The organism is Phyllobacterium myrsinacearum (genome assembly GCF_014138285.1).
Classification (GTDB): domain Bacteria; phylum Pseudomonadota; class Alphaproteobacteria; order Rhizobiales; family Rhizobiaceae; genus Phyllobacterium; species Phyllobacterium myrsinacearum_A.
This window is the reverse complement of the sequence record NZ_JACGXN010000011.1, coordinates 17,628-43,398: the sequence shown is the minus strand read 5'-3', so window position 1 is coordinate 43,398 and position 25,771 is coordinate 17,628. Positions and strand designations below refer to the sequence as shown.

Annotated in this window: 25 protein-coding genes and 2 pseudogenes; 13 read left to right on the top strand and 14 right to left on the bottom strand. The window is 54.7% G+C overall.

Going from position 1 to position 25,771, the window contains the following annotated elements:
• Positions 1–36: 36 nt before the first annotated feature.
• The 7 genes from FHW16_RS29310 (at position 37) to FHW16_RS23085 (ending at position 9,001) form a co-directional block, all read left to right on the top strand.
• Complete coding sequence (locus FHW16_RS29310; protein ID WP_182551652.1) at positions 37–210, top strand: GSU2403 family nucleotidyltransferase fold protein; 174 nt, start codon at positions 37–39, stop codon at positions 208–210.
• 69 nt (positions 211–279) lie between these two features.
• Complete coding sequence (locus FHW16_RS23110; protein WP_182551651.1) at positions 280–759, top strand: GNAT family N-acetyltransferase; 480 nt, start codon at positions 280–282, stop codon at positions 757–759.
• A 214-nt stretch (positions 760–973) separates the two neighbouring features.
• Positions 974–2,413 (top strand): MFS transporter, encoded by a 1,440-nt coding sequence (locus FHW16_RS23105; RefSeq protein ID WP_182551650.1) that lies wholly within the window; start codon positions 974–976, stop codon positions 2,411–2,413.
• Between the two features lie 224 nt (positions 2,414–2,637).
• Positions 2,638–3,279, top strand: a complete 642-nt coding sequence (locus FHW16_RS23100) for a hypothetical protein (RefSeq protein WP_246711920.1) — start codon at positions 2,638–2,640, stop codon at positions 3,277–3,279.
• Positions 3,280–3,405: 126 nt separating this feature from the next.
• The gene (locus FHW16_RS23095; protein ID WP_182551649.1) at positions 3,406–4,623 is read left to right on the top strand and encodes a PLP-dependent aminotransferase family protein; all 1,218 of its coding nucleotides are present in this window, start codon (positions 3,406–3,408) and stop codon (positions 4,621–4,623) included.
• 256 nt (positions 4,624–4,879) lie between these two features.
• Positions 4,880–7,576 carry a DNA translocase FtsK gene (locus FHW16_RS23090; protein WP_246711919.1) on the top strand — a complete coding sequence of 899 codons (2,697 nt, stop codon included), beginning with the start codon at positions 4,880–4,882 and terminating at the stop codon, positions 7,574–7,576.
• 135 nt (positions 7,577–7,711) lie between these two features.
• Complete coding sequence (locus tag FHW16_RS23085) at positions 7,712–9,001, top strand: Hsp70 family protein (protein ID WP_182551647.1); 1,290 nt, start codon at positions 7,712–7,714, stop codon at positions 8,999–9,001.
• 34 nt (positions 9,002–9,035) lie between these two features.
• Here the strand turns inward: FHW16_RS23085 and FHW16_RS23080 are convergent, their stop codons facing one another.
• The 4 genes from FHW16_RS23080 to FHW16_RS23065 all read right to left on the bottom strand — a co-directional run bounded on the left by FHW16_RS23080 (position 9,036) and on the right by FHW16_RS23065 (position 10,872).
• On the bottom strand, positions 9,036–9,332 hold the full coding sequence (locus tag FHW16_RS23080; RefSeq protein ID WP_182551646.1) for a hypothetical protein: 297 nt from the start codon (positions 9,330–9,332) through the stop codon (positions 9,036–9,038).
• Positions 9,333–9,564: 232 nt separating this feature from the next.
• Positions 9,565–9,858, bottom strand: a complete 294-nt coding sequence (locus tag FHW16_RS23075; protein ID WP_182551645.1) for a YkgJ family cysteine cluster protein — start codon at positions 9,856–9,858, stop codon at positions 9,565–9,567.
• 5 nt (positions 9,859–9,863) lie between these two features.
• A complete protein-coding gene (locus FHW16_RS23070) occupies positions 9,864–10,046 on the bottom strand; it encodes a hypothetical protein (protein WP_182551644.1) in 183 nt (60 codons plus the stop codon).
• 157 nt (positions 10,047–10,203) lie between these two features.
• The gene (locus FHW16_RS23065) at positions 10,204–10,872 is read right to left on the bottom strand and encodes a TetR family transcriptional regulator (RefSeq protein ID WP_182551643.1); all 669 of its coding nucleotides are present in this window, start codon (positions 10,870–10,872) and stop codon (positions 10,204–10,206) included.
• A gap of 213 nt (positions 10,873–11,085) precedes the next feature.
• Here FHW16_RS23065 and FHW16_RS23060 point away from each other — a divergent pair, with 213 nt between their 5' ends.
• On the top strand, positions 11,086–12,249 hold the full coding sequence (locus FHW16_RS23060) for an efflux RND transporter periplasmic adaptor subunit (RefSeq protein ID WP_182551642.1): 1,164 nt from the start codon (positions 11,086–11,088) through the stop codon (positions 12,247–12,249).
• Complete coding sequence (locus FHW16_RS23055) at positions 12,246–15,389, top strand: efflux RND transporter permease subunit (RefSeq protein WP_182551641.1); 3,144 nt, start codon at positions 12,246–12,248, stop codon at positions 15,387–15,389. Before FHW16_RS23060 ends, FHW16_RS23055 begins: the two co-directional genes overlap by 4 nt.
• A 50-nt stretch (positions 15,390–15,439) precedes the next feature.
• On the opposite strand, the gene FHW16_RS23050 is transcribed toward FHW16_RS23055, so the two are convergent.
• Positions 15,440–15,940, bottom strand: coding sequence for a DUF3592 domain-containing protein (locus FHW16_RS23050; RefSeq protein ID WP_182551640.1), 501 nt, complete (start codon positions 15,938–15,940; stop codon positions 15,440–15,442).
• Positions 15,941–15,989: 49 nt separating this feature from the next.
• Here FHW16_RS23050 and FHW16_RS23045 point away from each other — a divergent pair, with 49 nt between their 5' ends.
• The 4 genes and pseudogenes from FHW16_RS23045 to FHW16_RS23030 form a co-directional block, all read left to right on the top strand.
• On the top strand, positions 15,990–16,340 hold the full coding sequence (locus tag FHW16_RS23045) for a VOC family protein (RefSeq protein WP_182551639.1): 351 nt from the start codon (positions 15,990–15,992) through the stop codon (positions 16,338–16,340).
• A gap of 123 nt (positions 16,341–16,463) precedes the next feature.
• A complete protein-coding gene (locus FHW16_RS23040) occupies positions 16,464–16,847 on the top strand; it encodes a hypothetical protein (protein ID WP_182551638.1) in 384 nt (127 codons plus the stop codon).
• Positions 16,848–17,031: 184 nt separating this feature from the next.
• A pseudogene (locus FHW16_RS23035) lies at positions 17,032–17,902 on the top strand (IS110 family transposase); the annotation flags it as partial.
• A pseudogene (locus FHW16_RS23030) lies at positions 17,896–18,106 on the top strand (transposase); the annotation flags it as partial. The pseudogenes FHW16_RS23035 and FHW16_RS23030, both read left to right, overlap by 7 nt.
• A 184-nt stretch (positions 18,107–18,290) precedes the next feature.
• Here FHW16_RS23030 and FHW16_RS23025 read toward each other — a convergent pair.
• The 9 genes from FHW16_RS23025 to FHW16_RS22985 form a co-directional block, all read right to left on the bottom strand.
• The gene (locus FHW16_RS23025) at positions 18,291–18,575 is read right to left on the bottom strand and encodes a DeoR family transcriptional regulator (RefSeq protein ID WP_432652078.1); all 285 of its coding nucleotides are present in this window, start codon (positions 18,573–18,575) and stop codon (positions 18,291–18,293) included.
• A gap of 71 nt (positions 18,576–18,646) precedes the next feature.
• Positions 18,647–18,958, bottom strand: a complete 312-nt coding sequence (locus tag FHW16_RS23020) for a toxin-antitoxin system TumE family protein (RefSeq protein ID WP_182551721.1) — start codon at positions 18,956–18,958, stop codon at positions 18,647–18,649.
• Between the two features lie 92 nt (positions 18,959–19,050).
• Positions 19,051–19,380 carry a hypothetical protein gene (locus FHW16_RS23015; RefSeq protein WP_182551636.1) on the bottom strand — a complete coding sequence of 110 codons (330 nt, stop codon included), beginning with the start codon at positions 19,378–19,380 and terminating at the stop codon, positions 19,051–19,053.
• A 111-nt stretch (positions 19,381–19,491) separates the two neighbouring features.
• Positions 19,492–19,758: a hypothetical protein gene (locus FHW16_RS23010; RefSeq protein WP_182551635.1), complete on the bottom strand. Its 267-nt coding sequence runs from the start codon at positions 19,756–19,758 to the stop codon at positions 19,492–19,494.
• A gap of 455 nt (positions 19,759–20,213) precedes the next feature.
• Complete coding sequence (kduD, locus tag FHW16_RS23005; RefSeq protein ID WP_182551634.1) at positions 20,214–20,975, bottom strand: 2-dehydro-3-deoxy-D-gluconate 5-dehydrogenase KduD; 762 nt, start codon at positions 20,973–20,975, stop codon at positions 20,214–20,216.
• On the bottom strand, positions 20,972–21,811 hold the full coding sequence (gene kduI / locus FHW16_RS23000) for a 5-dehydro-4-deoxy-D-glucuronate isomerase (protein WP_182551633.1): 840 nt from the start codon (positions 21,809–21,811) through the stop codon (positions 20,972–20,974). The genes kduD and kduI overlap by 4 nt, the downstream gene beginning before the upstream one ends.
• Positions 21,812–21,986: 175 nt before the next feature.
• Complete coding sequence (locus FHW16_RS22995) at positions 21,987–23,273, bottom strand: ABC transporter substrate-binding protein (protein WP_182551632.1); 1,287 nt, start codon at positions 23,271–23,273, stop codon at positions 21,987–21,989.
• Between the two features lie 82 nt (positions 23,274–23,355).
• Positions 23,356–24,639, bottom strand: a complete 1,284-nt coding sequence (locus tag FHW16_RS22990; protein WP_182551631.1) for an ABC transporter substrate-binding protein — start codon at positions 24,637–24,639, stop codon at positions 23,356–23,358.
• Between the two features lie 19 nt (positions 24,640–24,658).
• Positions 24,659–25,735: an ABC transporter ATP-binding protein gene (locus FHW16_RS22985; RefSeq protein WP_182551630.1), complete on the bottom strand. Its 1,077-nt coding sequence runs from the start codon at positions 25,733–25,735 to the stop codon at positions 24,659–24,661.
• Positions 25,736–25,771 lie beyond the last annotated feature (36 nt).

The window sequence follows — 25,771 nt, the reverse complement described above, 5'->3', positions numbered from 1 at the left end:
AACGGTTTTCCGCTCTGCCATGGTTCGCTGCGTAAATTGATTATTATTCAGTTGCGCCGTCAAGATGATCATCGAAGTGCGGCAAAGTCTCGAAAGGATTTGGAACAGGCTCGGGCATTGATCGGCGTATTGGCTATTCAACGTCCGTACGATCTAAAACATTTGTGGCAAATGCCGGCGGAAATAGTTCTTGCACCCGGGAAGATGTAAAAGTCTGGACCCTGTTTAGAGAGGTTTATTTCCGCTAATGCGAATTCACATGTCGGAGAGGATGCAGTCATGATCAGTTTCAGACCCATGGATGAAAATGAGTTTGAGGGCTATCGCGATTATTTTATACCGGACTACGCCGCCGAGATTTCAGCCAATTATGATCTCTCAGAGTCCGACGCCCTGGCTCAAGCCAGACGCGAGATTGAAGTTGATTTACCGAATGGTCCGCAAACCCAAAGCCAGACACTGGTTTGTATCATTGAAAACAGAGCCGGTTCCGACGGGATTATCGGCTATCTCTGGTATCACGTTGATCCAGCGGCAAGTTCTGCGTTCATTCATGATTTTTATGTGTTTCCTCATCTTCAGGGCAAGGGGTTTGGCAAGGCGGCATTGAGCGCGCTGCAAGCAACGCTTGCCGATGAAGGCATCCAGCATCTTCGCCTGCGCGTGGCTGGCAACAATGACCGTGCAAGACATCTTTATGAATCCGACGGGTTTCGGCTTACAGGTTTCAATATGTCCAAGCGTATCGGCAGCGGCTAGCGGCTGCTTTCGGCGCAATTATTTTGTATCAGGTACAATGAATCACGCAATTGTATATGGATATCGCATACAGCCGGGTTTATATCGGTGGTCGTTTCCCCACGGCTGACCGCCGTTTGCAAATCCGCGACATTTTCTTTCCGATGTGTACGCGCTATTGAGAGCGACCCCGACCATGTCGGACCAAACTTGCCAGAGCTCCCAGGCTCTGCCGATGACAACCCAAGCGCCTGAAAACCAAACTGCAGGACCGAACTTTCGCACCATAGCGCTTATCATTGCCAGCGCCATGTTTATGGAACAGCTCGACGCGACGGTGCTGGCAACGGCATTGCCGACTATGGCTCGTGACTTTGACGTCAATCCACCGGCGATGAGTCTGGCCCTCACGTCCTATCTCCTCAGTCTCGCCATCTTCATTCCTGCGAGCGGCAAGATCGCTGACCGGTTCGGATCCCGCACGGTTTTCAGCGCGGCGATAGCGGTTTTTGTTTTTGGCTCGATCCTTTGTGCGCAGGCTCCAGATCTACGCTTTCTCGTCCTGGCTCGAATAATACAAGGGCTCGGCGGCGCGATGATGATGCCGGTCGGCCGCCTCGTTCTGATGCGCAGCGTAGCGCGCAAGGATCTCGTCTCGGCTATGTCCTGGCTATTGGTGCCCGCGCTCGTTGGCCCAATCCTCGGACCGCCCGTTGGCGGGCTGATCGTCACCTATTTCGACTGGCGCTGGATCTTCTACATCAACGTGCCGATCGGTTGTCTTGGCTTCATCCTCGTGACGCGTTTCATCGAAAACGTGAAAGGCGAACCCGATGGGCCGTTTGATTTTGTCGGTCTTGTTCTTTCCGGCATTTCACTCGGTTCGCTTCTTTTCGGCTTCGAAATGGCAAGCCGTCCCGGTGAAGGGCAACTGGCAGCCATTCTGGTCGTTGTCGGCGTCATCTTCGGCATTGGCTATCTGGCTCATGCCAAGCGTCACCCCTCCCCGATTCTCGACTTTTCGCTCATGCGCGTCAGCAGTTTCAGTACGTCGGTTATTGCAGGGTCACTGACGCGTATCACCCAAGGCGCACAGCCTTTCCTGTTGCCTTTGATGCTGCAACTGGGTTTTGGCCTTTCTGCAGCCCGTGCCGGCGGCATCATTGTAGCGACCGCGCTTGGCTCCATGGTAATGAAGGCTGTCGCACCCAAAATCCTGCGGAATTTTGGTTTTCGCACGAGCCTCATCGTCAACGGCCTCATCGCCACGTTTGGTTATACGCTTTGTGCCGCATTCCGGCCCGATTGGCCCCTGCCCCTCATCTTCGGAATTCTGCTTTGCTGCGGGTTTTTCATGTCATTCCAGTTCACGGCCTACAACACCGTGGCCTATGACGAGATCGGGCGGGAACGTATGAGTTCAGCAACCAGTTTCTATACGACGTTCCAGCAGTTGATGCTGTCTCTGGGCATTTGTGTCGGTGCGCTGGCCCTTTCGGGTTCCATGCTGGTTCGAAGCCACGCCTCGCCTGAGCTTGATGACTTTTCTGCAGCCTTCCTCGTTGTGACGGCAATCTCCTTGACGGCGACAATCTGGAATCTTCGCTTTTCGCGGTCGGCGGGATCGGACATCAGCGGGCATACAAAGGGTCTGGTCAAGGCTCCGGGCGAGTGATCCTGTTTCAATCTTGTCTCACTTCAACTTGATTGGTGCCGCCGTGGTCTATCGGCTAGGGATAGAGCCCGACAGCCAGCGGACGTTTTGACGACACGGTAGAGAGCCCTCCTCGCCCCAAGTTTATTTCCACAGATACAGCGTTCCATCGGTGAACGCTGGCGCAAAGGCATGTATGGGCCCTCGTCGTTACTGGTTACATCGGTAAACAAAGGAGCAAGAGCATGCACTTGAAGTACGGTTTGGACCGGTTATCCGCAGCGATCATCGTCGCGCTCGGGGCGACATTCGCAACACTTCCCGCCCAGGCGCAGACCTCGACGGATGCTGTTCAGCGCGTAAGAGTGCGCGGTACCGTCAGCAGCCTTGACGCAACGACACTTACCGTCAAGACAAGAGAGGGCGAGACGGCCAAGGTCGCCCTGAAGTCCGGCTGGCAGGTTGCCGGTGTCATCAAGGCATCGGTCGACGATATCAAGCCCGGTGACTTCGTTGGGATCGCATCCGTTCCCAAAGCTGAAGGTGGCGACGGTGCGCTGGAAGTTCTGATCTTTCCGGCAGCCATGAAAGGCACTGGCGAGGGCAGCTATGCCTGGGATGTCAAGCCGAACAGCTCGATGACAAATGCTACCGTTGCCGACGCAGTCAAGTCGGTCGACGGGCGGACGGTCACGGTCAAATATCAAGGCAAGGAAAAGAAAATTTCCATTGCCGATGGAACACCCATTGTCACGTTCGCGCCTGCGACGGTGACCGATTTGACCCCGGGGGCTGTCGTTTTTGTTCCAGCGGAGAAAGCGGCGGATGGGGCCATTTCCACAAACCGCGTTGTGGTCGGTACCAATGGTGTGGTTCCGCCGATGTAAATTCGGATTGTCTCATCTGAATTTGAAATCAACACATCCAAAAAGAACATCACCCGATATGTCAGCATTATTGACATATCGGGTGATTTGCGTTGCTATGCCTTAACAAACAGCCGGGAGGAAGAAATGGGCGATTGGGATGCTCTGTACGCAACGCGTACCAAAAACATGCGTGCGTCCGAGATACGTGAACTGCTCAAACTGCTCGATCAACCCGACATCATATCCTTTGCAGGTGGCATTCCCGATCCTGCCCTTTTTCCCAAAGAAGCGATCAAGGAAGCTTACGATGCCGTTCTGAGCAAGAATGCTGATATTGCATTGCAATACTCGGTGAGTGAGGGTTATCGCCCGCTCCGCGAGTGGCTTGTGCAACATATGGCATCACTTGGTGTGAGCTGCACCATCGACAATATCGTTATCACCACCGGGTCGCAGCAGGCTCTCGACTATCTGGGCAAGCTGTTCATATCGCCGGGTGACACGGTGCTGACGACCTGGCCTACCTATCTGGGAGCCTTACAGGCGTTCAATGCCTATGAGCCGCGCTATGATCGCCTCAATCCCGAACAGGGCAATATGACCCCGGCCGCCTATCGCGACAGCGCAAAAGCTGCAGGCGGTGATGTCAGACTGGCCTATCTCACAGCTGATTTCTGTAATCCAACGGGAGAGACAGTCAGCCGCGAAGGCCGCAGCCGATTGGTGGAGCTGGCACACGAGCTCAATATTCCGCTCATTGAGGATGCCGCCTATCGGGCATTGCGATTTGATGGCGACCCGGTTCCCACGATGCTGGCCCTCGACTGCGAGCGTGAAGGACATATCGACCGCACGCGTGTTGTCTATTCGGGGAGTTTTTCCAAGACACTCACACCGGGTTTGCGCGTTGGTTGGGTTTGCGCGGCTCAGCCTGTTATCGCCAAGCTTGTTCTTATCAAACAGGCCGCTGATCTTCATAGCCCCACGATCAATCAGATGGCTATTCATCACGTGGCCGAGCGGTCTTTCGACAAGCAGGTGGAGAAGGTTCGCGACAGCTATCGCAAGCGCCGGGACTACATGCTGGATGCCCTCGCCCGTTTCATGCCAGCGGGCGTGACGTGGACAAAGCCGGAAGGTGGGATGTTCGTATGGGTGACCCTGCCGGATGGCATGGATGGTGCGGCCCTTCTCGCCAAGGCCTTGCAGAAAGCGCGGGTGGCGTTTGTTCCCGGTTTTGCTTTCTATGCGGATGGAACAGGCAAGAATACCATCCGGCTCAATTTCTCCCTTCCCAACAAGGAAGCGATCGAGACAGGTATTTCACGCTTGGGAAAATTGATTGCCGAAGAGGCCATCTGACAGCGTCAATAAACAACACCTCAAGGAAGTCTGTTTGCAACGCAGACTTCATGGGGTCGCGTCGTAATTCCATATCGGGGCTGTACCAATCTAAACCCAGGAGCGCCTCTGTCAGGAGAAGGCAACAGGGAGAGTGTTTGCAGCCATCAGTAGCAACTTATTAACCTTCATTTTCTATTCGATAAGGCAAGTTTACGAGCAACATCCAATCGTTTCACTTGCAGGTATCATGCGTATTCCAAGAACAAATTTCTCAATGAAGTCAGATGATTACGTAGATGGCTACGAAGATTTGAACGAATCGCCGGCGCCGGTACCGCCACCATTGGCTGCCAAACCATATGTTTCGGAGCCAGCACCGGCGCCGGTTCAGCGCCAATCCGCTTCCAACACCCGTGCTGCGGCACCATCACCCTATGAGCCCGTCTCGACAAGACGCTCTGTAGAAGCCCCGGCATCGACTACTCCGGGCAGCGTTTCACGCGCGCCGATGCGGGCCGCTGTAGCACCTGAACCGGACACTGATCCCTCGGCGCCCATTTCCAAGCGGATGTTCTCGCTTTCTGCCAATGTGCGTTTCACACGCACGCCGGATGCAGTTCTGCAGAAGCATCGCGGTGGAGCCGAAAATGGGACACCTGCGCCAGCAGTCAAGCCAGACAAGCCGGTTGTCACGTCTAAAACTCTGGTACCGCCCACGTCCGCTCCTGCAGCAAAGATACGCTCCGATGTTACGCCTGAATTGAAATCCGCTGCATCAAGCGCCGCTTTTCAGAAGACGCCTGCGCCGGTCGAGGCAAGTCTGCTGCGTAGCCCCTCATTCCCTGCGAGCTATGCGTCGCCTGTTGTAACCCATAAACCAATTGCCACGGTAGCGCGGGAAAATCGTCCAGGTCTTCAAACAGAGCCTGCGCAGGCCGTGCCGCACAAATCCGGATCACTCGACTATCTCTCGGACTATGCATTCTGGGAATCGATGGAGTTTTTGGGTGGTCCTGCAACCACATCTGTATCGCCGGTGCCGCGACCTGTGCGCAAGATGGCGCCGGATGCCATTACAGCAATGTTCCGTGTTGTCGAACTGCGTCAGCCGCGTCATCAGCTCGATGAAATTGCTGTGCCCGAAGTGCCTGTATCATTGCCCGTTCCCGTTGCTCCAAAGGCAATTGTGGCCGCTGCGCCGGTTCCTCGTTCAGAGCCGCACGCTGAAGAAACGGTGACCCTGGTACCAGTCGTCGCAGCTGAAGCAGTGATTGCAGAACCCGTCGCTGTCACACCGCAGCCCGAACCGGTTGTTGAAAACAAGCCATCACGGTTGCAGGTTACAGTTCGCCAGGAACAGCCTTTCGTCGTTCCCACACGGCTCACGCCGGTGCCGGTTCAGTCTTATGGCACGAGCTATGAACGCCCGCCCTTGACGCTGTTACAGGAACCGGCCGAACGGGCGGAAGTGATCATTACACAGGAAGCGCTCGAGCAGAATGCCGGTCTTCTGGAAAGCGTGCTTGAGGACTTCGGTATTCGCGGTGAGATCATTCATGTGCGCCCTGGCCCCGTGGTCACGCTGTACGAATTTGAACCGGCACCGGGAATCAAATCGTCGCGGGTTATTGGCCTTGCGGATGATATCGCCCGTTCCATGTCGGCCCTGTCGGCCCGTGTTGCAGTGGTGCCCGGCCGCAATGTTATCGGCATTGAACTGCCGAACGCAACACGTGAGACCGTCTATTTCCGCGAGATGATCGCCTCTGCGGATTTCGGCAGCACCAAGCTCAAGCTGGCGCTTTGCCTCGGCAAGACAATTGGCGGCGAGCCGGTTATCGCCGAGCTCGCCAAGATGCCTCATCTGCTGGTTGCAGGCACCACCGGTTCCGGCAAGTCGGTCGCCATCAATACAATGATTCTTTCGCTCCTCTACCGGCTGACACCGGAAGAATGCCGTCTGATCATGGTTGATCCCAAAATGCTCGAGCTATCGATCTATGATGGTATTCCGCATTTGCTCACACCCGTGGTGACTGATCCGAAGAAGGCGGTCATGGCACTGAAGTGGGCTGTGCGGGAAATGGAAGACCGCTACCGGAAGATGTCAAAGCTCGGCGTGCGCAATATCGATGGCTTCAACGCCCGCGCTGCGCTCGCAAAGGAAAAGGGCGAGACGGTGATGTGCACCGTCCAGACGGGTTTTGACAAGGGAACGGGCGAGCCCATCCACGAGCAGGAAGCCATGGACTTGACGCCGATGCCTTACATCGTCGTCATTGTCGACGAGATGGCCGACCTGATGATGGTGGCAGGCAAGGATATCGAAGGCGCTATTCAGCGTCTTGCCCAGATGGCCCGTGCAGCAGGTATTCATCTGATCATGGCCACTCAGCGTCCCTCTGTCGATGTCATCACCGGCACGATCAAGGCAAACTTCCCGACGCGTATTTCGTTTCAGGTCACATCAAAGATCGACAGCCGTACTATTTTGGGTGAACAGGGTGCGGAGCAGTTGCTCGGCCAGGGCGATATGCTGCACATGGCTGGCGGCGGACGGATTTCCCGCGTCCATGGTCCCTTCGTTTCCGACGAGGAAGTCGAGCGCGTGGTTGCGCATCTGAAGGCACAGGGCCGCCCGGATTATCTCGACACGGTTACGGCTGACGAAAGCGAAGAGGAAGAACCGGAAACTGAAACCGGCGGAGCTGTCTTTGACAAGGGATCGGTCGCAGCTGAAGACGGCAATGAGCTTTATGATCAGGCGGTCAAGGTCGTCATGCGCGACAAAAAGTGTTCCACGTCCTATATCCAGCGCCGCTTGCAGATCGGTTACAACAGGGCTGCATCTCTGGTGGAAAGAATGGAAAAGGAAGGACTTGTCGGACCGTCCAACCATGTCGGCAAGCGGGAAATTCTTTCGCACAGCCGCGACAACGCCCCGTTCAGCGCTGCAGACAGCGTGGATTAGCCGGTCGTATTAAAAACGCACCTTGCGTCCCCACGTTTGCTATGTCATGACGCGCGTCCTTGATTTGGGCGCGCGAAGCCCATTCGACGGGCCTCGTCCCGATTTCTGACATTCATGGCATAAAGGAGCGCAGCAATGGCTCAGGCGCTGGGTTTCGACTTTGGCACGACCAACACGGTTCTGGCACTGGCGGACGGAAAAACGACACGCTCGTTGTCATTCACCAACGCTACCGGCACGGCTGACAGCATGCGAACGGCACTGTCCTTCATGAAGGATCCCCTCGCGGGTGCGGCGGCATTGAAGGTTGAGGCCGGACATGCAGCCATCCGCCAGTTCATCGATAATCCCGGCGAATGCCGCTTCCTGCAGTCGATCAAGACATTCGCGGCAAGTGCCCTGTTCCAAGGCACGCTGATTTTTGCAAAGCGTCACTCATTTGAAGACTTGATGGAAATTTTCGTGCGGCGGCTCAAGTCCTATGCCGGCGATGAATGGCCGACAGATGTCAAACGCATCGTGACCGGCAGGCCCGTGCATTTTGCCGGAGCCAATCCCGATCCAGCATTGGCAACAGCGCGCTACAACGAGGCACTGACCCGGTTTGGCTTTCCTGAGATTCACTATGTCTATGAACCCGTGGCAGCGGCTTTCTATTTCGCCCAGAATCTCAAGGCAGACGCCACCGTATTGGTCGCCGATTTTGGCGGCGGTACGACGGACTATTCACTCATCCGGTTTGAAACCAAGGGTGGAAAGCTCAGTGCAACGCCAATCGGCCATTCCGGTGTCGGTATTGCAGGAGATCATTTCGACTTCCGGATGATTGACAGCATCGTCGCCCCGCAAATCGGCAAGGGAAGCTTCTTCAAGAGCTTTGACAAGACCTTGGAAGTCCCCTCTTCCTACTATGCCAACTTCGGCCGGTGGAACCAGCTTTCGATCTTCAAGACGTCGCGGGAATTTTCCGAGTTGAAGAAACTGGTGCGTTCCAGCCTCGATCCGGAAAAGCTCGAAGTTTTCGTCGATCTGGTCGATCATGACGAGGGCTATCCGCTTTATCAGGCGGTCTCGGCGACTAAAATGGCGCTATCTACTGCTGATGAGGCTGAGTTCAACTTTGAACCGTTGGGACGTGGTGGCCACAGAATAATCAAGCGCAGGGACTTTGAGAGCTGGATTGCGACTGACCTGGCACGCATTGAAGGTGCGCTTGATGATGTCCTGGAAAAGACAAGCACGTCAGCGAGCGATATCGACAAGGTATTCCTGACCGGTGGTACGTCGTTTGTCCCGGCGGTCAGGCGCATATTCACCGAACGGTTTCCTCAGGACCGGATCGAGAGTGGCGGTGAATTGCTCTCGATCGCGCATGGACTGGCGCTTATCGGCGAACGTGAAGACACCCCGCAGTGGACCGCCTGATCGGTCCGGGTTGCGGCCATGAACAAGCGGTTTGTCAGATATCGAACTTCTTCCACAGCAACAGCTTTTGGTCAGCCTTTGTGGCATCCTCAACATTGTTGCAGAACGTCAGCGGTGTTTTGTCGTCCACCCTCTGGTTAAGTCCTGCCTTTGTCGCAGAGGCGGTTACAGTCGTGACATCCGGTGCTGTGGATTCATAACCCACCGCGGTTGTGGCGACCAGAGCCGCACACAGTGCCAGACTCAGCAGGTATATCCGACCCAGGTTCCGTGGTCCTCCGGTACGCTCTCTAACATATTCCGGTTCACGATCGACATTGCTTCTATGCATGATGAATCTCCGGATAGCGTGTTCGTTTGAAATGCTGGCTGCTGACAATCGTATTCAAAAGGCTGCCAGAAATACGAACCCAATCAGGGCAAGTTTTTGACCGATACGCACACATCTGAATCACATCTTGTTGATGGGTATGGCGTGGGAAATTTTAATGATTTCACTCGTGCGCAGGGCTGCTTAGGATTGAGCCTGTCCGGCTTGCCAGTCGCACAGGAAATTGCCCGGGTCAGAGATTGTGCGCGCGGCGCGCCATGAGGCATTCCGGGTCGCCCGGCATACAGGAACGGCATACTTCGGGCCGTACGTCGTAAATTCCGCAAGCTGTGGTTTTGCCGATCTCACCATTCAATGCCGAGCAGCGAACGCCAATACAGCGCATGCCACTTTCGTCACTGGCAACGTATTTGGCTGGAATAAGCGCAAGCTGTTCGTCATCTTCTGTGGAAAATCGCGGCCACTTTGACGAGTAGCAGCAACAGGCGCCGCAGGTCTGGCAATCAAAAATCTCACCTGCATCCATACGTGTTATTTGCCCTTGCGTTTGCGCGGTGGCAGCTTGGATGCCGCGTTGAACAGATCGCTATCGGCCGATTCAACATCAGATGTCGAATCCACCGCATCCGGTTCGATCTTTGCAGGCTTCGCGACCTTTGCGGGAACCGGAAGTTCGTTCGGTGCGGGGTCCTTGGCTGTAAATTTGATGGCCATTGTTCAATCCTCTCGTGTTCGCCCTGATGAGCGATACGGATTGCCGATGCAGGCCGTCAGCGCAGGAAGGGAGCCGTTGTTTACCCTGTATGGACCTTTGATACTAGGCTTGCGGCCCATTTATCTGGGGAACCAGGATAAGACCATCGGTAAATATCTACGATACAACCAACAGTTTCTTTGCTTTGACAGCAGGCGTCTCGACCCGAATCTCTTTCTTTCGCAGGGAGTCGACAATGGCTGTCATCGTCATCGTTCCTGCAGCGACCAGATCAAATGATTTTTCCAGCCGCATCCATTCAAACAACAGGCCGGTCATTGTGCTTTGCAGGGCTCGCGCTGCTATATCAGGGCGCCATGCGATCGAAAGTACCCCGCGCTTTCTGGCCAGCGTGGTCAAACGCAGAAGCATCTCATGAACCTCGTCATTGAGGTCGCGAAGCCGTTCCAGAACCTGTGCCATTTCGCCTACATACTCACAGCGCTGGGTAATGATGGTAAAAACGCGTTGTTTTCGCGGGTCCCCGGCAAAGTTTTCAAGACAGAAGATGCCCGCATCCAGGGCAATGTCGAGCGGATTGCTGTTCTCGCAGTGAACTGCCTTGGTCAGAAGATCATCTTGCGGGAGCCGTACACGTTCAACAACCTCCTGATAGAGCCCGATCTTGTCCTTGAAGTGAAAATAAATGGCCCCGCGCGTCACGCCGGCATGCTCGGCAATCTGGTTGAGTGTTGACTGATTGACACCATGTTCCAAAAAGACCGTTTCCGCGGAATCCAAAATGGTTTCCCGCGTTTCTCCGGCCTCGGCTTTGGTCCTGCGCATAACGCCTCCTTCGCTCGGGTGTTTCCTCCTGGAATGCCGGAACATCGTTCTTCGGGTGCTCACCTGCGGCCATTTCGTACCGCTGGTTCGATAACCCAAACGTGATCGTGTCCGGTCTATTTTCCGACACAATATCACGCTTTCGTTTATTTACAATCACGGATGTATGTTTGTACATGCGCCCAGATATTCCTCGGACAAGCGAATCCTCCCATGACTTTGCTCGGCACCCGTTTTCTCGGTCTCGTTTTTCTTGCAAGCGCGACGCTGGCACTCAATTTGCCGGCTAATGCTCAGCAGGCCGGCAGCAAGACCCCTCCTCCGCCACAGGTGACTGCGGTTGCCGTTCATCCGGAGGAAGTTGATCTGTCCTACCAGTATGCAGCGCGGATCACAGCCTATCGCGATGTACAGGTTCGTGCCCGCGTCGGCGGTATTCTTATGAAGCGCAATTTTGTTGAGGGTTCGGAGGTAAAGGCAGGTGATCTGCTGTTTGAGATCGACCCGGCCCCTTACGAAGCCGAGCTCGCCCGCGTTCAAGCCCAGCTCCAGCAGGCACAGGCACAATATGCCCAGTCGGTGCGTGACGCCGACCGTGCGCAAACGCTGGTGGACCAGAAAGTGCAAAGTACGGCGGCACGCGACACAGCCGTATCGACGCGTGATTTGAACGCAGCTGCCGTCGCGGCAGCAAAGGCGCAGGTCAGAACAGCAGAGCTCAATCTGCAATATACGAAGGTTACTGCGCCCATCAGCGGTGTAACAACCCGGGAGCAGGTTTCGGAAGGCAGTCTGATCGGAACAGATGCAGCTTCAAGCCTGCTGACCTCCATTACCCAGACCGATCCGGTCTATATCAATTTCTCCTTTACGGACACGGAAGCGGCAGAAATTCGCCGATTGCTGGACGAGCGCAAGGCCAAGGGACTGGAGGCCAACAAGCTTTCAGTCAAACTCTCATTTGGCGATGGAACGGTTTACAACCATCTCGGCACTATCGATTTTACCTCCAGCAGCCTTGATCTTGAGACAGGCACGCTGGGTGTTCGGGCCATTATCGACAATCCGGATCGCCGTCTCCTTCCTGGCCAGTTTGTCCGTGCGACTGTAACGGGTGTCACGGTGAACGATACCATTGTCATTCCCGAAGCAGCATTGATGCAGGGTCCCAAGGGACAGTTTGTCTATGTGGTGAACAATGAGGGCAAGGCGGAAGTCCGGCCGCTCAATCTTGGTCAACAGGTCAATAAGGGCTGGATCGTGCTCTCTGGCCTTGCCGCAGGTGACCGCGTAGTGACGGAGGGGGTTATCAAGGTGAAGCCGGGACAGCTTGTTTCGGCGACGGAAAGTGTCAAACAGGCGCTGGTGACCCAATGAACCGCTTCTTCATTGACCGGCCTGTTTTCGCAGCTGTCATTTCGATCATCATCGTTCTGGCAGGTATCGTTGCGATAAGGGTGCTCCCGATTGCCCAATATCCGGAACTGACACCTCCCCAGGTGGTGGTCAGTGCCAATTATCCGGGCGCCAGCGCTGAAACGATCGCGCAGACCGTTGCATCGCCGCTGGAACAGCAGATCAATGGCGTCGAAAACATGCTTTACATGCAGTCGACAAACTCGGCCAGCGGCCAGATGCAGCTGACCGTGACCTTTGCGCTGGGCACCAATGCCGATCAGGCGACGATCAACGTCAACAATCGCGTGCAGCGCGCGACATCGACCCTGCCGCAGGATGTGACCCGTCAGGGCGTGACCGTTACCAAGCGCAACTCGTCGATCCTTGGTCTGGTGGCCATGTTCTCTGAAGGCAGTCAATATGACCGCACCTATATTGGTAACTATGCGCTGCTCAACGTTGTTGACGATCTGAAGCGTATTCCCGGCGTCGGCGACGCTCAAGTTCTCGGCAATCCCAATTATTCGATGCGCATCTGGCTGCGCCCGGACAAGCTGGCGCAGTACAATCTGACCCCGACGGATGTGGCGACGGCCATTCGCGAGCAGAATTCCCAGTTTGCCGCCGGCAAGTTCGGTGATCAGCCCGATCCACAGTCGAATGCATTCACCTATTCGGCCACGACCATGGGTCGTTTGCCTGACGCGAAGGCTTTCGAGAACATCATCCTGCGCTCTTCTCCCAACGCGGCAACCTTGCGGCTTGGTGATGTTGCCCGGGTTGAACTTGGCGCACAGAGCTATGCCGTCGACAGCAAGCTCAATGGAACGCCTGCCATTCCCATCGCGGTCTATCTGCAACCGGGGGCCAACGCGCTCAACACGATGGAAGCTGTGCGCAGCCGCATGGATGAGCTGAAGGCGGCCTTCCCGACGGGTATGGATTATTCGATACCCTACAACACAACCAAATTCATCCAGGCTTCAATTGACGAAGTCGTCACCACATTCATCGAAGCGATTATTCTTGTTGTGCTGGTGGTCTTCATCTTCCTGCAAAACTGGCGCGCCATGCTTATTCCCGTCATCGCCGTTCCAATCTCGATCATTGGCACATTTGCAGGCATGTATGTCCTTGGTTTTTCCATCAACCTGCTGACGCTGTTCGGCCTTGTGCTGGCGATCGGTATCGTCGTCGATGATGCGATTGTGGTTCTGGAAAACGTCGAACGTATCATGTCGACGGAAAAGCTGCCGCCGCGCGAGGCCGCCATCAAGGCGATGAGCGAGGTCACCGGTCCGGTTGTTGCCATCGTGCTGGTGCTGTGCGCGGTGTTTGTGCCCGTTTCCTTCATGGGCGGGCTCGCGGGCGCCATGTACAAGCAGTTTGCTGTCACCATTGCCATGTCGGTGACCATCTCGGGCATTGTCGCGCTGACGCTGACACCGGCGCTTTGCGCCCTGATCCTCAAGCCCGGTCATCACGAACCGGCACTGCCGTTCCGGATCTTCAACCGTGCCTTTGATCGCGTGGCATCCGGCTATACATCAGGAGTGCAGTTCCTGATCAAACGGGTGGCCATCGGACTGACGCTGTTTGCCTTCCTCATCGGCGGCACCGCCTATATGTTCTACAAGATACCGGGATCGCTTGTTCCTGATGAAGACCAGGGTGTTCTTCTCAGCGTCGCAGTTCTGCCGCCTGCAGCTTCGTTGACGCGAACCAAGGCTGCCATGGAACAGGCATCGCAGAACATGGCCAAACACCCCGCTGCAGAGAACGTCTTTGCCATCGCCGGTTTTGATCTTCTCTCCGGTGGTCAGAAATCCAATGCCGGAACGACCTTCCTCACATTGAAGGACTGGAGCCAGCGCAAGACGCCGGAACTCGACGCCCGCAATATGACAGGTCCCATCATGGGCATGAACGCGGGCATCAAGGACGCCATGGTATTGGCGTTCAATCCACCGCCGATTCAAGGGTTGAGTACGACAGGTGGCTTCGAGCTTTATGTACAGGACCGCACCGGAAGCAACGTGGCCAAGCTTACGGATGCCACAAACAAAATCGTCGAGGCAGCGTCCAGGCGCCCTGAACTTACCAGCGTGAGAACGACATTCGACCCGAATGTGCCGCAGTATCAACTCGATCTTGATCGCGACAAGGCCAAGGCGCTGAACGTCCCGATCAATTCTGTCTTCGATGCCATGCAGGCATCTTTCGGCAGTCTCTATGTGAATGATTTCACGCTCTACGGCCGCAACTATCAGGTGAACCTGCAATCCGAAGCGGATTTCCGGCGGACACCGGACGATCTGCGCCAGGTGTTTGTGCGTGCCGATTCCGGCAGCATGATCCCGCTGAGTGCCCTGGTCACCGTCAAGCGCATTGTTGGCCCTGATCAGCTTGAACGGTTCAATGCGTTCAGCGCAGCCAAGGTGACAGGCAATCCGGCCCCGGGATACACATCGGGTGATGCAATCAAGGCCATGCAGGAAGTGGCCAGGGAAACGCTGCCCGAAGGCTTCCAGATCGCCTGGACCGGTTCTTCCTTCCAGGAGCTGGCAACCAGCGGTACAGGTTCGCAGGCGATGATTTTCGGCATCCTCATGGTGTTTCTGATCCTTGCGGCCCAGTACGAAAAATGGAGCCTGCCGCTGGCGGTTATCATGGCGGTGCCTTTCGCACTCTTTGGTGCTTTAGGCGCGACCATGCTGCGCGGATTGACCAATGATGTGTACTTCCAGATCGGTATGGTGACGCTGATCGGTCTTGCGGCGAAGAACGCTATTCTGATTGTGGAGTTCGCTGTCCTGAAACGGCAGGAGGGTTATTCCGCAGCAGAGGCTGCCATCGAGGCGGCGCGGTTGCGCTTCCGGCCGATTGTCATGACCTCGCTTGCCTTCATTCTGGGCGTTGTGCCGTTGGCCATCAGCTCCGGTGCCGGTTCGGCAAGTCGCCATGCGATCGGTACCGGCGTTATCGGCGGCATGCTGGCGGCGACCTTTATCGCGACGTTCTTTATTCCGATGTTCTACCGGCTCATTGCCTGGAAAGATCCCGGCAAGAAGAAATCATCCTTGCCCGACACGCAGTCCGTGCCTGCACCGGCGGAATAAACAAAGAGCCCCCTCCCCGCTTCGGACTGAGGGGGCTCTGCACTTTCGGGCTATGATTTTGCCTGAGATGTCTGCTTGCGCCGGGGCTTTTGCGCGGAAGACCTTACGCGAAGATAAAAAGCGGCCGTAAATCCCGCGAAGGCGATGCACAGTGCGCCTGTGATCAACACTCCGCCCCATAGGGAAAAAAAGTCACTGATCTCGGCAGACTGCGGTTGTGACGGGTTATAGAGCACGGTAACGATTTCGTTGCGTGCAAAGGACGGCGGAGAAGAAGCGCTGGTCGAATGGAATTCGATTTTGGTGCCGTCAGCTGTCATGAACTCGACCACCGGTCGTGAAAGCGCAGATCCTCCGTTGCTGGACGGTTCTGTCAGCATTTCAACAACGCGCCCCTGAGCCCGTTCCGCGTTAATGATAAAACGATGTGTATGTATCGCCAGATAACCTGACACTCCGAAGAGGATCAACGTTACGGCGAGGAAAACCGGTTTGGCGATTGCTGAGCCACGCATGGGTAAATCTTTTAATGACCTTGACGTGTAGATCAAGTCTGCATTGAGCGCTAAGATAAAGACCGGCGATCAACGGGAGGAAGCGATGGCTGTTCGACGTATAGTGGCAAATCTCAAAGCAACCGATCCCGCGCTTGCCAGAACCTTTTATGAAGAGCTGCTCGACCTTAAGGTCGTTATGGATCACGGATGGATACTGACATTCGCCTCCGATACTATCTCCAAACCGGAATTAAGTGTAGCAAGCGAAGGCGGTTCAGGTACGCCCCTCCCCGCGCTCTCCATCGAGGTCGATGATGTGGATCAGGTGTATCTGAAGGCAAAAGCAGCCGGATTGGAAATTCCCTACGATATTACCGATGAACCTTGGGGCGTGCGCCGTTTTTACGTTCGTGATCCCTACGGAAATATCGTCAATATCCTTTCCCACGTTTGAACCGGTATTGCTGTTAATAATTTAAAGATTTGATTTCAAAAGGAAATCGCCTTGCCAACCCACCGCTATTCCTTCCTCCCGAAACACCGTCATCCAAACGGAATAAGCATTGAGATGACACTGATGACGAAGATCGTCATCTATGGAGGCACAGGCAGCGGCAAATATGTTCTTGCCCTGCAGATGCAACAGGACAATCCGACCTTAAGCGATCCTGTGATCATCAAGTCACCGTCGGATCTGCGGCCATTCCTGAGCTCGCCGCATACCCGCATCGGCATCGTGAATGCATTGAGTGTCGATCACATCATTTCAAAAAGCCGAATGATGGAGCTTGGTCCGGTTTTGTTTGTGCCAGCGCCAGCTGAAGTCGAGGCATGGGGCGAAGATCTGAGCACCGATGCGGCCGCGTGGGACTGGCTCATGGGACTTGATGTGACTGACAGCGATATCAGCGACCAGGAAGCATCTCAGGCAGCAATTCCAGAAGAAGTACCGGCACATTGACTTCTGCGCACATTGGATTAGCATAATTCGTAATTGTTGTTTTATATCAATTACTTAGATTGGGTATTCGACTTGGTGCCCATCTTCAGAAGATTTGAGACTGTGGAGAGGGTGCTGCGCCTCGAGTGATGATAAAACGTGGTCTGTATCGCAACAGCCACAAGCATCAGAAAGGAAGCGCAGCATGAACCATTATGTCGGATTAGACGTCTCGGTAAAAGAGACTTCCCTATGCATCGTTGATGAAACGGGCAAGATTTGCCGTGAAGTCAAAGTGGTCAGCCATCCTGATGACCTTATTGAGATTCTGAAAGATCCCGCCTGGCATCTTGTCCGTATCGGCCTTGAAGCGGGGCCATTGTCACAATGGCTGTTCGAGGGCCTTGCCAGCGCCGGATTGCCGGTTGTCTGCATCGAAACCCGTCACACCAAAGCCTTCCTGAAAGCGACCGTAAATAAAACGGATCGCAATGATGCATTGTGGCATTGCGCACATGATGCGGGTCAATCTGTTTCGACCTGTACATGTCAAAACGATATCGAGCCAGCAGCGGCGAGCCTTACTGACAGCGCGCAAGCTCGTATCAAACAAGACCAGAGATATCGAAAACGATATCCGGGGTCTCCTGCGTAACTTTGGTCTCAAGGTTGGCATCATTGGAAGCGCTGGCTTTGCCGCACGGATAAGAGAACTTCTTGAGAATATGACTGATCTAAAGGAAGTCATTGAACCATTGCTTGCGGCCAGGCAGCAGCTTCGGGAAACGTTCACAACTCTGCACCGAAGGGTGTTATTCATTGTTCGCAATGACATGACCTGCTGACGCCTGATGACCATTCCCGGCGTTGGGCCCGTCGTAGCTTTGGGTTTTGTCAGCACGATCGACATACCTGGCCGCTTCAAAAACTCCAAAGCAGTTGGTCCTGCATTGGGTCTAACTCCGGTTCTCAATCAATCGGGCGAGAGTAGTCGTGTGGGCCGCGTTTCTTTGTGTGGTGATCAAATGATGCGAACGCTACTCTATGAGGCAGCCCAAGTAATGCTGACTGCGATCCGCAGTCGCCCTGGCAGAAAGGCACAGTCGAGAACACCAACAGACGGGCTGTCGAGAGAAGTTGATCCACTGTCGATCAGCGACGGTGATCTCACGGAAATCTGCAACAGGCTGAATTCCACGCCACGCAAATGCCTTGGCTACAAAACGCCAGCAGAAGTCTTCCGGCAAAAACTGCTCGCACAGAGACGGCGTGCGGGTTAGCTTCAAAAGCGCGCAAGTCGCGCTTCAGCGTGAACTCACACCGAAAACCTCGGCAAGTGTAAGCTAACCGAGGCTTGTTGGCTGAAGGCACGGAAGAGACGTGGCCTTCAGGAAATACGGGCAGGAAGCGGGCTCGATGCCCGCGATCTGCACGAGGGCGGGTTATGGATGCCTCTTGGTAAGATTAAGCCGCCGCACTGACATCAAACTCAAAATGGATGCGCTCATAAGGAAAGCTGACGCCGTTGTCCATGCGGTCGATAACACCCGCATTGACAAGGGTCGTGATGTCTCGGTGAACTGCCTGCACATCACGATTAACGCGGCGTGCTACTTCTCTGATCGGTAATGCACCTTGTCCAGCAAGTACCTTGACGATGGCAAGGCGCAAGGGGGCGAGTACCCGATGCATGTCGTCATAACTCAGGAAATTGACGGTCGGTTCAGCGGCCACAATCTCGCCAGCCATGGCCCGGCGCCCTGCTTCGACAAAACGGCTTTTGACATCTGCCATCGTCGCCAGCTTTACAATCAATGTTGTCATCGCAGCATCCTTTCCATGTCAGCTTGAAACGCATCATACAGGGCTTCAAGTGAGGTGAATTCAATAGGCTCTTCTGTATTACCGGTATGCCGGTGATCCCCCTTGCCCCGTTCATTGTCGTAACGCAGGACACAGACATCATTCACGACGAGAGCAAGCCGGTATTTGAATGGGTGGGTGCTTCCAGGAACCGGTGACGGCAAATGCCAAAGCACAACTTCAAAGAATGCCGTGTCGTTAATGACCGTTCGGGATTTTTCGATCAGCTTGGCCTTTGGCTCCATGTTGTTATCAATAACAACAACCATAGGCGTTGTCAACGATAACAACATCCTTTGACTGTCATTATCCTCCGTCGCTCATGTTTAGATTGGGGCAGCTTGCGCCGCCCCTCACCTTGCTACTCTGCGGCTTCTTCGAAATCATCCGTTTCCACGTCCGCATCATCGTCATTCTCTATGTCGTCAATGCTCTCCGGATCGGACGCTATTGCTGCCATCGGCTGTTCAAACCGCATCGGCTCGGGCAACCAGTTAGTGTCTTTGACCAGACGTTCGGCAATGACAACGGCTTCGGCTTTCTTCCTGGCGCTGGCAATTGCTAGCGCTGCCTGTGATCCCGCTGCTTGTTCAACCGCAATCTGGATGCCGTTGCGATTGAGATGTTGGAAGCAGCTTTCTCCTGTCGCCTGATACCAGCCGGTCATGTCAATGTTCAGAGCCTCGGCCAATCGATGGCTATGCTGAACGGCTTCGCTGTTGCTGTCATGTTTGAGGACAACGACATTGACGGACTGCGCGGCGGCAAGGCAAACAGGTCAAGCAACTGCTGCGTTGACTGTTCAAGACACCAATCCCAAAGATCGGCAGGTTTGCGTCTCCATATCATCGCTGGCAAAGGCAGCCTGCATGCTGGGCACTGGGGCCAACATAACTGTCGCAAACTCAGCATTGGTGCGAAATGTCATGGAACCTGGCGGTCGACAAACATTGACGACCCCACCCATCGACGTTTCTATTTGGGTTCCAATATCCTCAGGAATTGCAGAGAACATGCCTTCGCCGTTATTCTGGTCAAGTTCTACAAGAATATGGTCGATTGATACCATTCATCACACACAATCATTCAGTCCGACCACGCAAATCAAGCGTACGACCAACCCTTTGTACGAAGCGCAAAAAGGGCGAACACCCGTTAGAAGATGCGAGAGGCAGCTTTGTTATGAATCGGGGCATCTTCGATGGCGATTTACCTCGATCACCGCTCCCGAGCGGAACAATCAAGGCCTTCCTATTCCTGCAGAGGACCTCAATGAAAAGGGAATTTTCCCTCTAGACCATCGACTAGATCCGGCTGCTTGATAAATCAAATATAAGAATTTTATACTTTCCATTGATATGGTCTATACATCGCAACGGCTGGTTAAGACCTGGCGGCATTACGTTCTACCTCGTTGCCCGCAAACTCCTCCCTTGGGGCCGGGCACGAAATGATTGATGGCCGTGACGTCGTGAAGCGCTGCCATGAGAGGATGCTGGATGGCTTCCGTTTACAGTCTGACGCCTACCTTGCGAGCCAACCTCCGTCGACAGGGATCACTGTTCCAGTGATGTAGGACGATGCTGGGCTCGCCAGGAACAATATCGTTGTCGCCAAGTCTTCCGCGTGTCCCCAGCGCCCCATTGGGATACGCTCCAAGATTTGACTCTCGCGCAGGGGATCGGCGCGCAGCGCGGCCGTATTGTCAGTTTCCATATAGCCCGGCGCGATAGCATTGACTGTCACCCCTTGACCCGCCAGCTCGTTGGCCATCGCTTTCGTCAAACCGGTGACGGCGTGCTTGGAGGCCGCATAAGCCGAGACACGAACACCACCCTGGAAAGAAAGCAAGGAAGCGATATTGATAATACGGCCAAAACCGCGGGACACCATACCTCGTGCCACCGCTTGGCTCAGGAAAAAGAGGCTCTTCTCGTTGACGAGCGTTACTGCGTCCCAGTCCGTTTCGGGATATTCCAACAGATCGGCACGGCGGATCGTTCCGGCATTGTTGACGAGGATGCCAATCGGGCCAATCTTTTTTTCGGCTCCTCCGACCAAGGCACGAAAGTCCTGCGGCTTGGATAGGTCAGCTCGAACCTCGACAAAGCGTCGGCCAATCTCTTCGATTAGGCGGCATGTGTCCGGCATCGGCGAAGATCCGAGACCGACGATGTCGGCACCTGCTCTGGCTAGCGTTATCGCCATTCCCTGTCCCAATCCACTGCGCGCGCCCGTCACCAGCGCAGTTCTTCCGCTTAGATCGAACAACTTTGATGGTGTCACCGCAGGCTCTCCATCGAAACCATATCCATATCGACGAATGACTGGTTATCTCCGGCCATCGCCCACACGAACGCATAAGAACCCGTTCCACTTCCGCTATGAATTGACCACGGTGGAGAAATAACAGCCTGTTCGTTACGCACGATCAGATGACGAGTTTCGTGCGGCCGCCCCATAAGATGGACAACAAACCGATCTGCCGGCATATCAAAATAAAGGTAGGCTTCCATGCGCCGGTCATGCAAGTGGGCCGGCATTGTGTTCCAGACGCTACCGGGTTCAAATCGGGTAATGCCGAGCATTAGCTGACAGGTAGGCAACAATCCTTCATGAACGTATTTATAGATCGTTCGTTTGTTTGCCGCTTCAACGGTACCAAGTGCCTGCGGTGAAGCCTCGTTCTGACTAATTTTCCGACTTGGGTGATGTTTGTGGGCCGGAGCGGAGACGCCATAGAGTTTTGGCGGATTTGTCTGATCGGCAGCTGCGAACACAACGGACTTCGTGCCCCTTCCAACGTAGAGGGCCTCCAAAGGTTCAATCAGATAATCTTCACCATCGGCAGAAATCCGTGCCGGACCTCCGCCAATGTTGACGACAGCGAGTTCTCTGCGTTCTAAGAAGTAACTGACCCCCACTACATTGGCCAGATCGTCAGCAATGATAATTGGTTCTGTTACGGGACTGATACCAAGAAGCACCAAACGGTCGTAGTGGCTATAGGTGACGCGCAGCTTTCCAGTCACGAAGAGTCCTTCAACCAGGAAATGTCGGCGCAACTCCTCGGTGTTGAGTGTCTCGGCTTGTTCGAAATGAATTGCTTGGCGGATGTCCATGGGTTACCTCGCTTGATTGTGACAGAGGGTTCGATCGGAGTATCTTTAATGACTGGATTCCAGGAGTTTCATTGCAGAAAACCAGCATTTCTGGTGGCGAAATAACTCTTCCGCCACGCTGTCATGGTCGTCAAACGCTGTGTGAATCGAAACTGTTCTGACCTGGATTGAGATGCTATCCTTTGAGCATACGTGCCCCTTCGGCAACGAGCTGTGCGGCGGCTTCCTTCGGCTTCATCTGACCGAATGCAACCTTGTCCGCTATCGGGCGAAAAGCACGTGAGTCGAATTCAGAAGCACCCAACGGTACCGGCGGGGGATAGGGGCCGACACGGTCCGCAATGGAATTGATATAAGCGACACTTTTGCGCGACACGTCATCGATCAACGGAGTTACAGCTGTCTTGATATCCGTATTGATCGGTACACCGCGCTCAACACCAAGGATTTTTCCAACCTCCGGATCGTTGACGAAGAAGTCCAGAAATTTTGCTGCAAGCTCGGGGTTCTTCGATGTCGCAGCGATGACGAAATGCAGCCCGGGACGATAGAACAGCCCCGATGGTCCGCCGATCTGCGCGACCGGCAAAGTCGTTATCCCCAACGGGTTCTTGCAGACATTCTGGTAACCAAGCAACTGATTGGAAAAGGCGATGGCCATTGCAGCATTGCCCCTAGCCATAGGGTTGGAATCAATCTGTACCTGATCCGCGGCCTGAACTTCGGCCGAGACGCAACCGCCACTCTTTGTGAGGCTCTCCCAATAGCCATACCAGTCCTCAGCATCTTTCGCCTCAAAGCCGATGACACCAACATCGCTATAAAGCCGCTTGCCACGCTGTGCAAGAAAAGCCTCGAACGCATAAGTGTAGCGGGACGCATTACCGACTGCCCAGTAATTCTTCTGACCGACCGCTTTGGTTAGATCAATGCAAAGCCTGGCAAAATCATCCCACGTCGTTTGCGCGCCAGGAGGCGTCAGACCAGCCTTCTTCAAAACCACCTCGTCGTAAAGCAGAGAAAATGCATTGATCGACAACGGCATGCCTGCAACTTGACCATCGACTGTTCCCAGGTCCATTACACCGGGTGCCAACTTGTCTACGCGAATGATCTTGCCAATATAATCATTCAGCGGAAGCGTGGTTTTTCGGCGGGCATAGTCGGCGAAGCGGCCCGGCTCCAGCTGAAAAATATCAGGTGCGTTGCCTCCGGCCAACATGGTTGTCAGCTTCTGCCAGTAGTCGTTGCCACCAACTTCGCCCTTGATTTTCACGCCGGCATTGGCCGCTTCGAAAAGCTTGGCAACGGCCTGCGTGCGCTCGTTGCGGGTGGGACTTCCCCACCAGTACAGACGCATGGACGTTTCCTGTGCCAACGCACGCACTGACAGCAACGATGGCAATGCTGCCGCACCGCCAAGAATTGCGCCGTTTCTGAGTAATTCACGTCTGGTAAGCATCTTCTTCTCCCATCAATGGCCAATCGGCCGAATGCACCGGAGGCGGCGGCTGACGAAGCGCCGAACCCGCGTGTCAGGTTATCTATAATTTCAGAATACGGTTCGCCTGCGAGATCAGCTCTTGCGCTGCCTCCGCGACGGACAAGAGGCCAAAACCCAGTTTGTCGGCGATAGGGCGATAAACTCGCTCCTCGAGTTCCGAAGCACCAATTGGCACCTGTGGCGGAAAGTCTCCGACACGATCCGCGATCGAAGAGATATAATCGATCGATCGTTTCGAGACCTCGTCCACAGTCGGCGCGACCACGTCACGTACGGCGAGGTTGAGCGGAACACCGCGTTCAACGCCTAGAGCTTTGCCTGCCTCGAGATCGTTTATGAAGAAATCCAGGAATTTGGCCGCGAGCTCCGGATTCTTGACGTTGTTGGCTACTGCCATATGCAGGCTTGCCTTGTAAAACAGACCCGATTGGCCAGAACCCTCCAAAATTGGCAATGACGTGAGCGCGATCTTGTTCTTGGCCAATTGCTGATAGCCGACGAGTTGATTGGAGAAAGCAATGGTCATTGCCGCATTTCTCTTGCTCATCGGATTGGAGTCGATCTGGTTCTTGTCGAGCGCCTGTATTTCTGCCGATACGCATCCGCCTGCTTTCGACAGGCTGTCCCAGTAGCCGTACCATGCCTTCGCGTCTTCGATATCAAAGCCAATCTGGCCGTTATCAAGATAAAGGCGCTTGCCGCGCTGGACCAGGAATGCCTCCAGAGCGTAGCTGTAGCGGGCGCAGTTTCCGACTGCCCACAAGTTCGGTTTACCAATTGCTTTGGTCAGCTCGACGCACAGTTTGGCGAAGTCGTCCCACGTTGTAGTTTCAACTGGCGGCTTCAAACCTGTCTGCTCGAATATCGCTGTATCGTAAAGTAGAGCAAATGCGTTGATCGCCAGGGGTATTCCCGCGATCTTGCCGTCGACCGAGCCCAACTTCAGCGCGTTCGGCATCAACTTGTCAGTGCGAATAATCTTGCCAAGAAATTCATCCAGAGGAAGCGTCGCATTACGCCGCGCATAATCGGCAAAGCGGCTTGGAGCCAACTGATAGATATCCGGCGCGTTGCCGCCTGCGATCATCGTGGTCAGTTTCGACCAGTAGTCATTGCCGCCGACTTCACTGTTGATCTTAATGCCTGGATTGGCAGTTTCGAACAGTTTGACGACTGCCAGCGTACGTTCGGCGCGGGCCGGAGACCCGAACCAATATAGACGCGTCGCCTCATCAGCGAACGCCATGCCTGTGGGGAATTGCGACAGTGCCGCCGCGCCGCCGCAGAGCAACCCATTCTGTAGAAGTTGGCGCCGGTTGAGCATAGAGTTCCTCCCTGTTCTGTTAGCCCAGTCGCTGTCCGGCGGCATCGAAGAAATGACAATTATCCAAAGTAGCGCCGACCTTCAGCGTATCTTTGGGATGGACCGTTCTCTGGCCGTCGAGGGTAACGTTTATTGACTGCCCGTCCGCCATGCGGCCGTAGACGATCGTCTGTCCGCCGAGATGCTCAACGTGGGTTACAGTCAAATCAGCCAAAGCAACGCCATCCTTGGCGTCATTGGTGATGTGCTCGGGCCGTATGCCAAGGCACAACTTCGCGTCCACCGTGGTATCTATCTTCGGCACCACGATATTGGTACCGGCAAGACCAAGCGTAGTCGTGCCAGCTTGCTGGCGTGTCACCGTGACATCAAAGAAGTTCATCTTCGGCGAACCAATGAAGCCGGCAACGAACTTGTTGGCGGGCTTGTTGTAGATCTCGAGCGGCGTGCCAAACTGCTCGATCTCGCCGGCGCGCAGAACCACGATGCGATCGGCAAGTGTCATCGCCTCAACCTGATCGTGGGTAACGTAGATCATCGTGGCTCCAATGTCGGCATGAAGCTTGGCAATTTCGACGCGAGTTTGGACACGAAGCTCGGCATCAAGATTAGATAGCGGCTCGTCAAACAAGAAGATTTTGGGGTCGCGGACAATGGCGCGCCCGATTGCCACGCGTTGACGCTGTCCACCAGACAACTGCTTCGGCTTGCGATCGAGCAATTGCGTAATCTGCAGGATCTCGGCCGCCTGACGAACCCGCGCATCAATCTCGGCCGTCGGCATTTTTGCAGTCTCAAGTCCAAAGGACATGTTTTTGTAGACGCTCATATGGGGATAAAGCGCATAAGACTGAAAGACCATTGCGATGCCGCGCTCAGATGCTGCCTTGTGGTTTACCCTTTCGCCGCCAATCTGCAATTCGCCGCCGCTGATCGGTTCGAGGCCCGCAATCATGCGCAACAGTGTGGACTTGCCACAGCCTGACGGCCCGACAAAGACAATGAATTCTCCACTGTCGATCTTTAAGTCGACTCCTCGAATAACTTCAGTAGCACCATAGCGCTTCTCAATCTTGTTCAACGCGAGCGTCGTCATGTGATTTCTCCATCGTTCTTGATTAGAGTTTCCGTC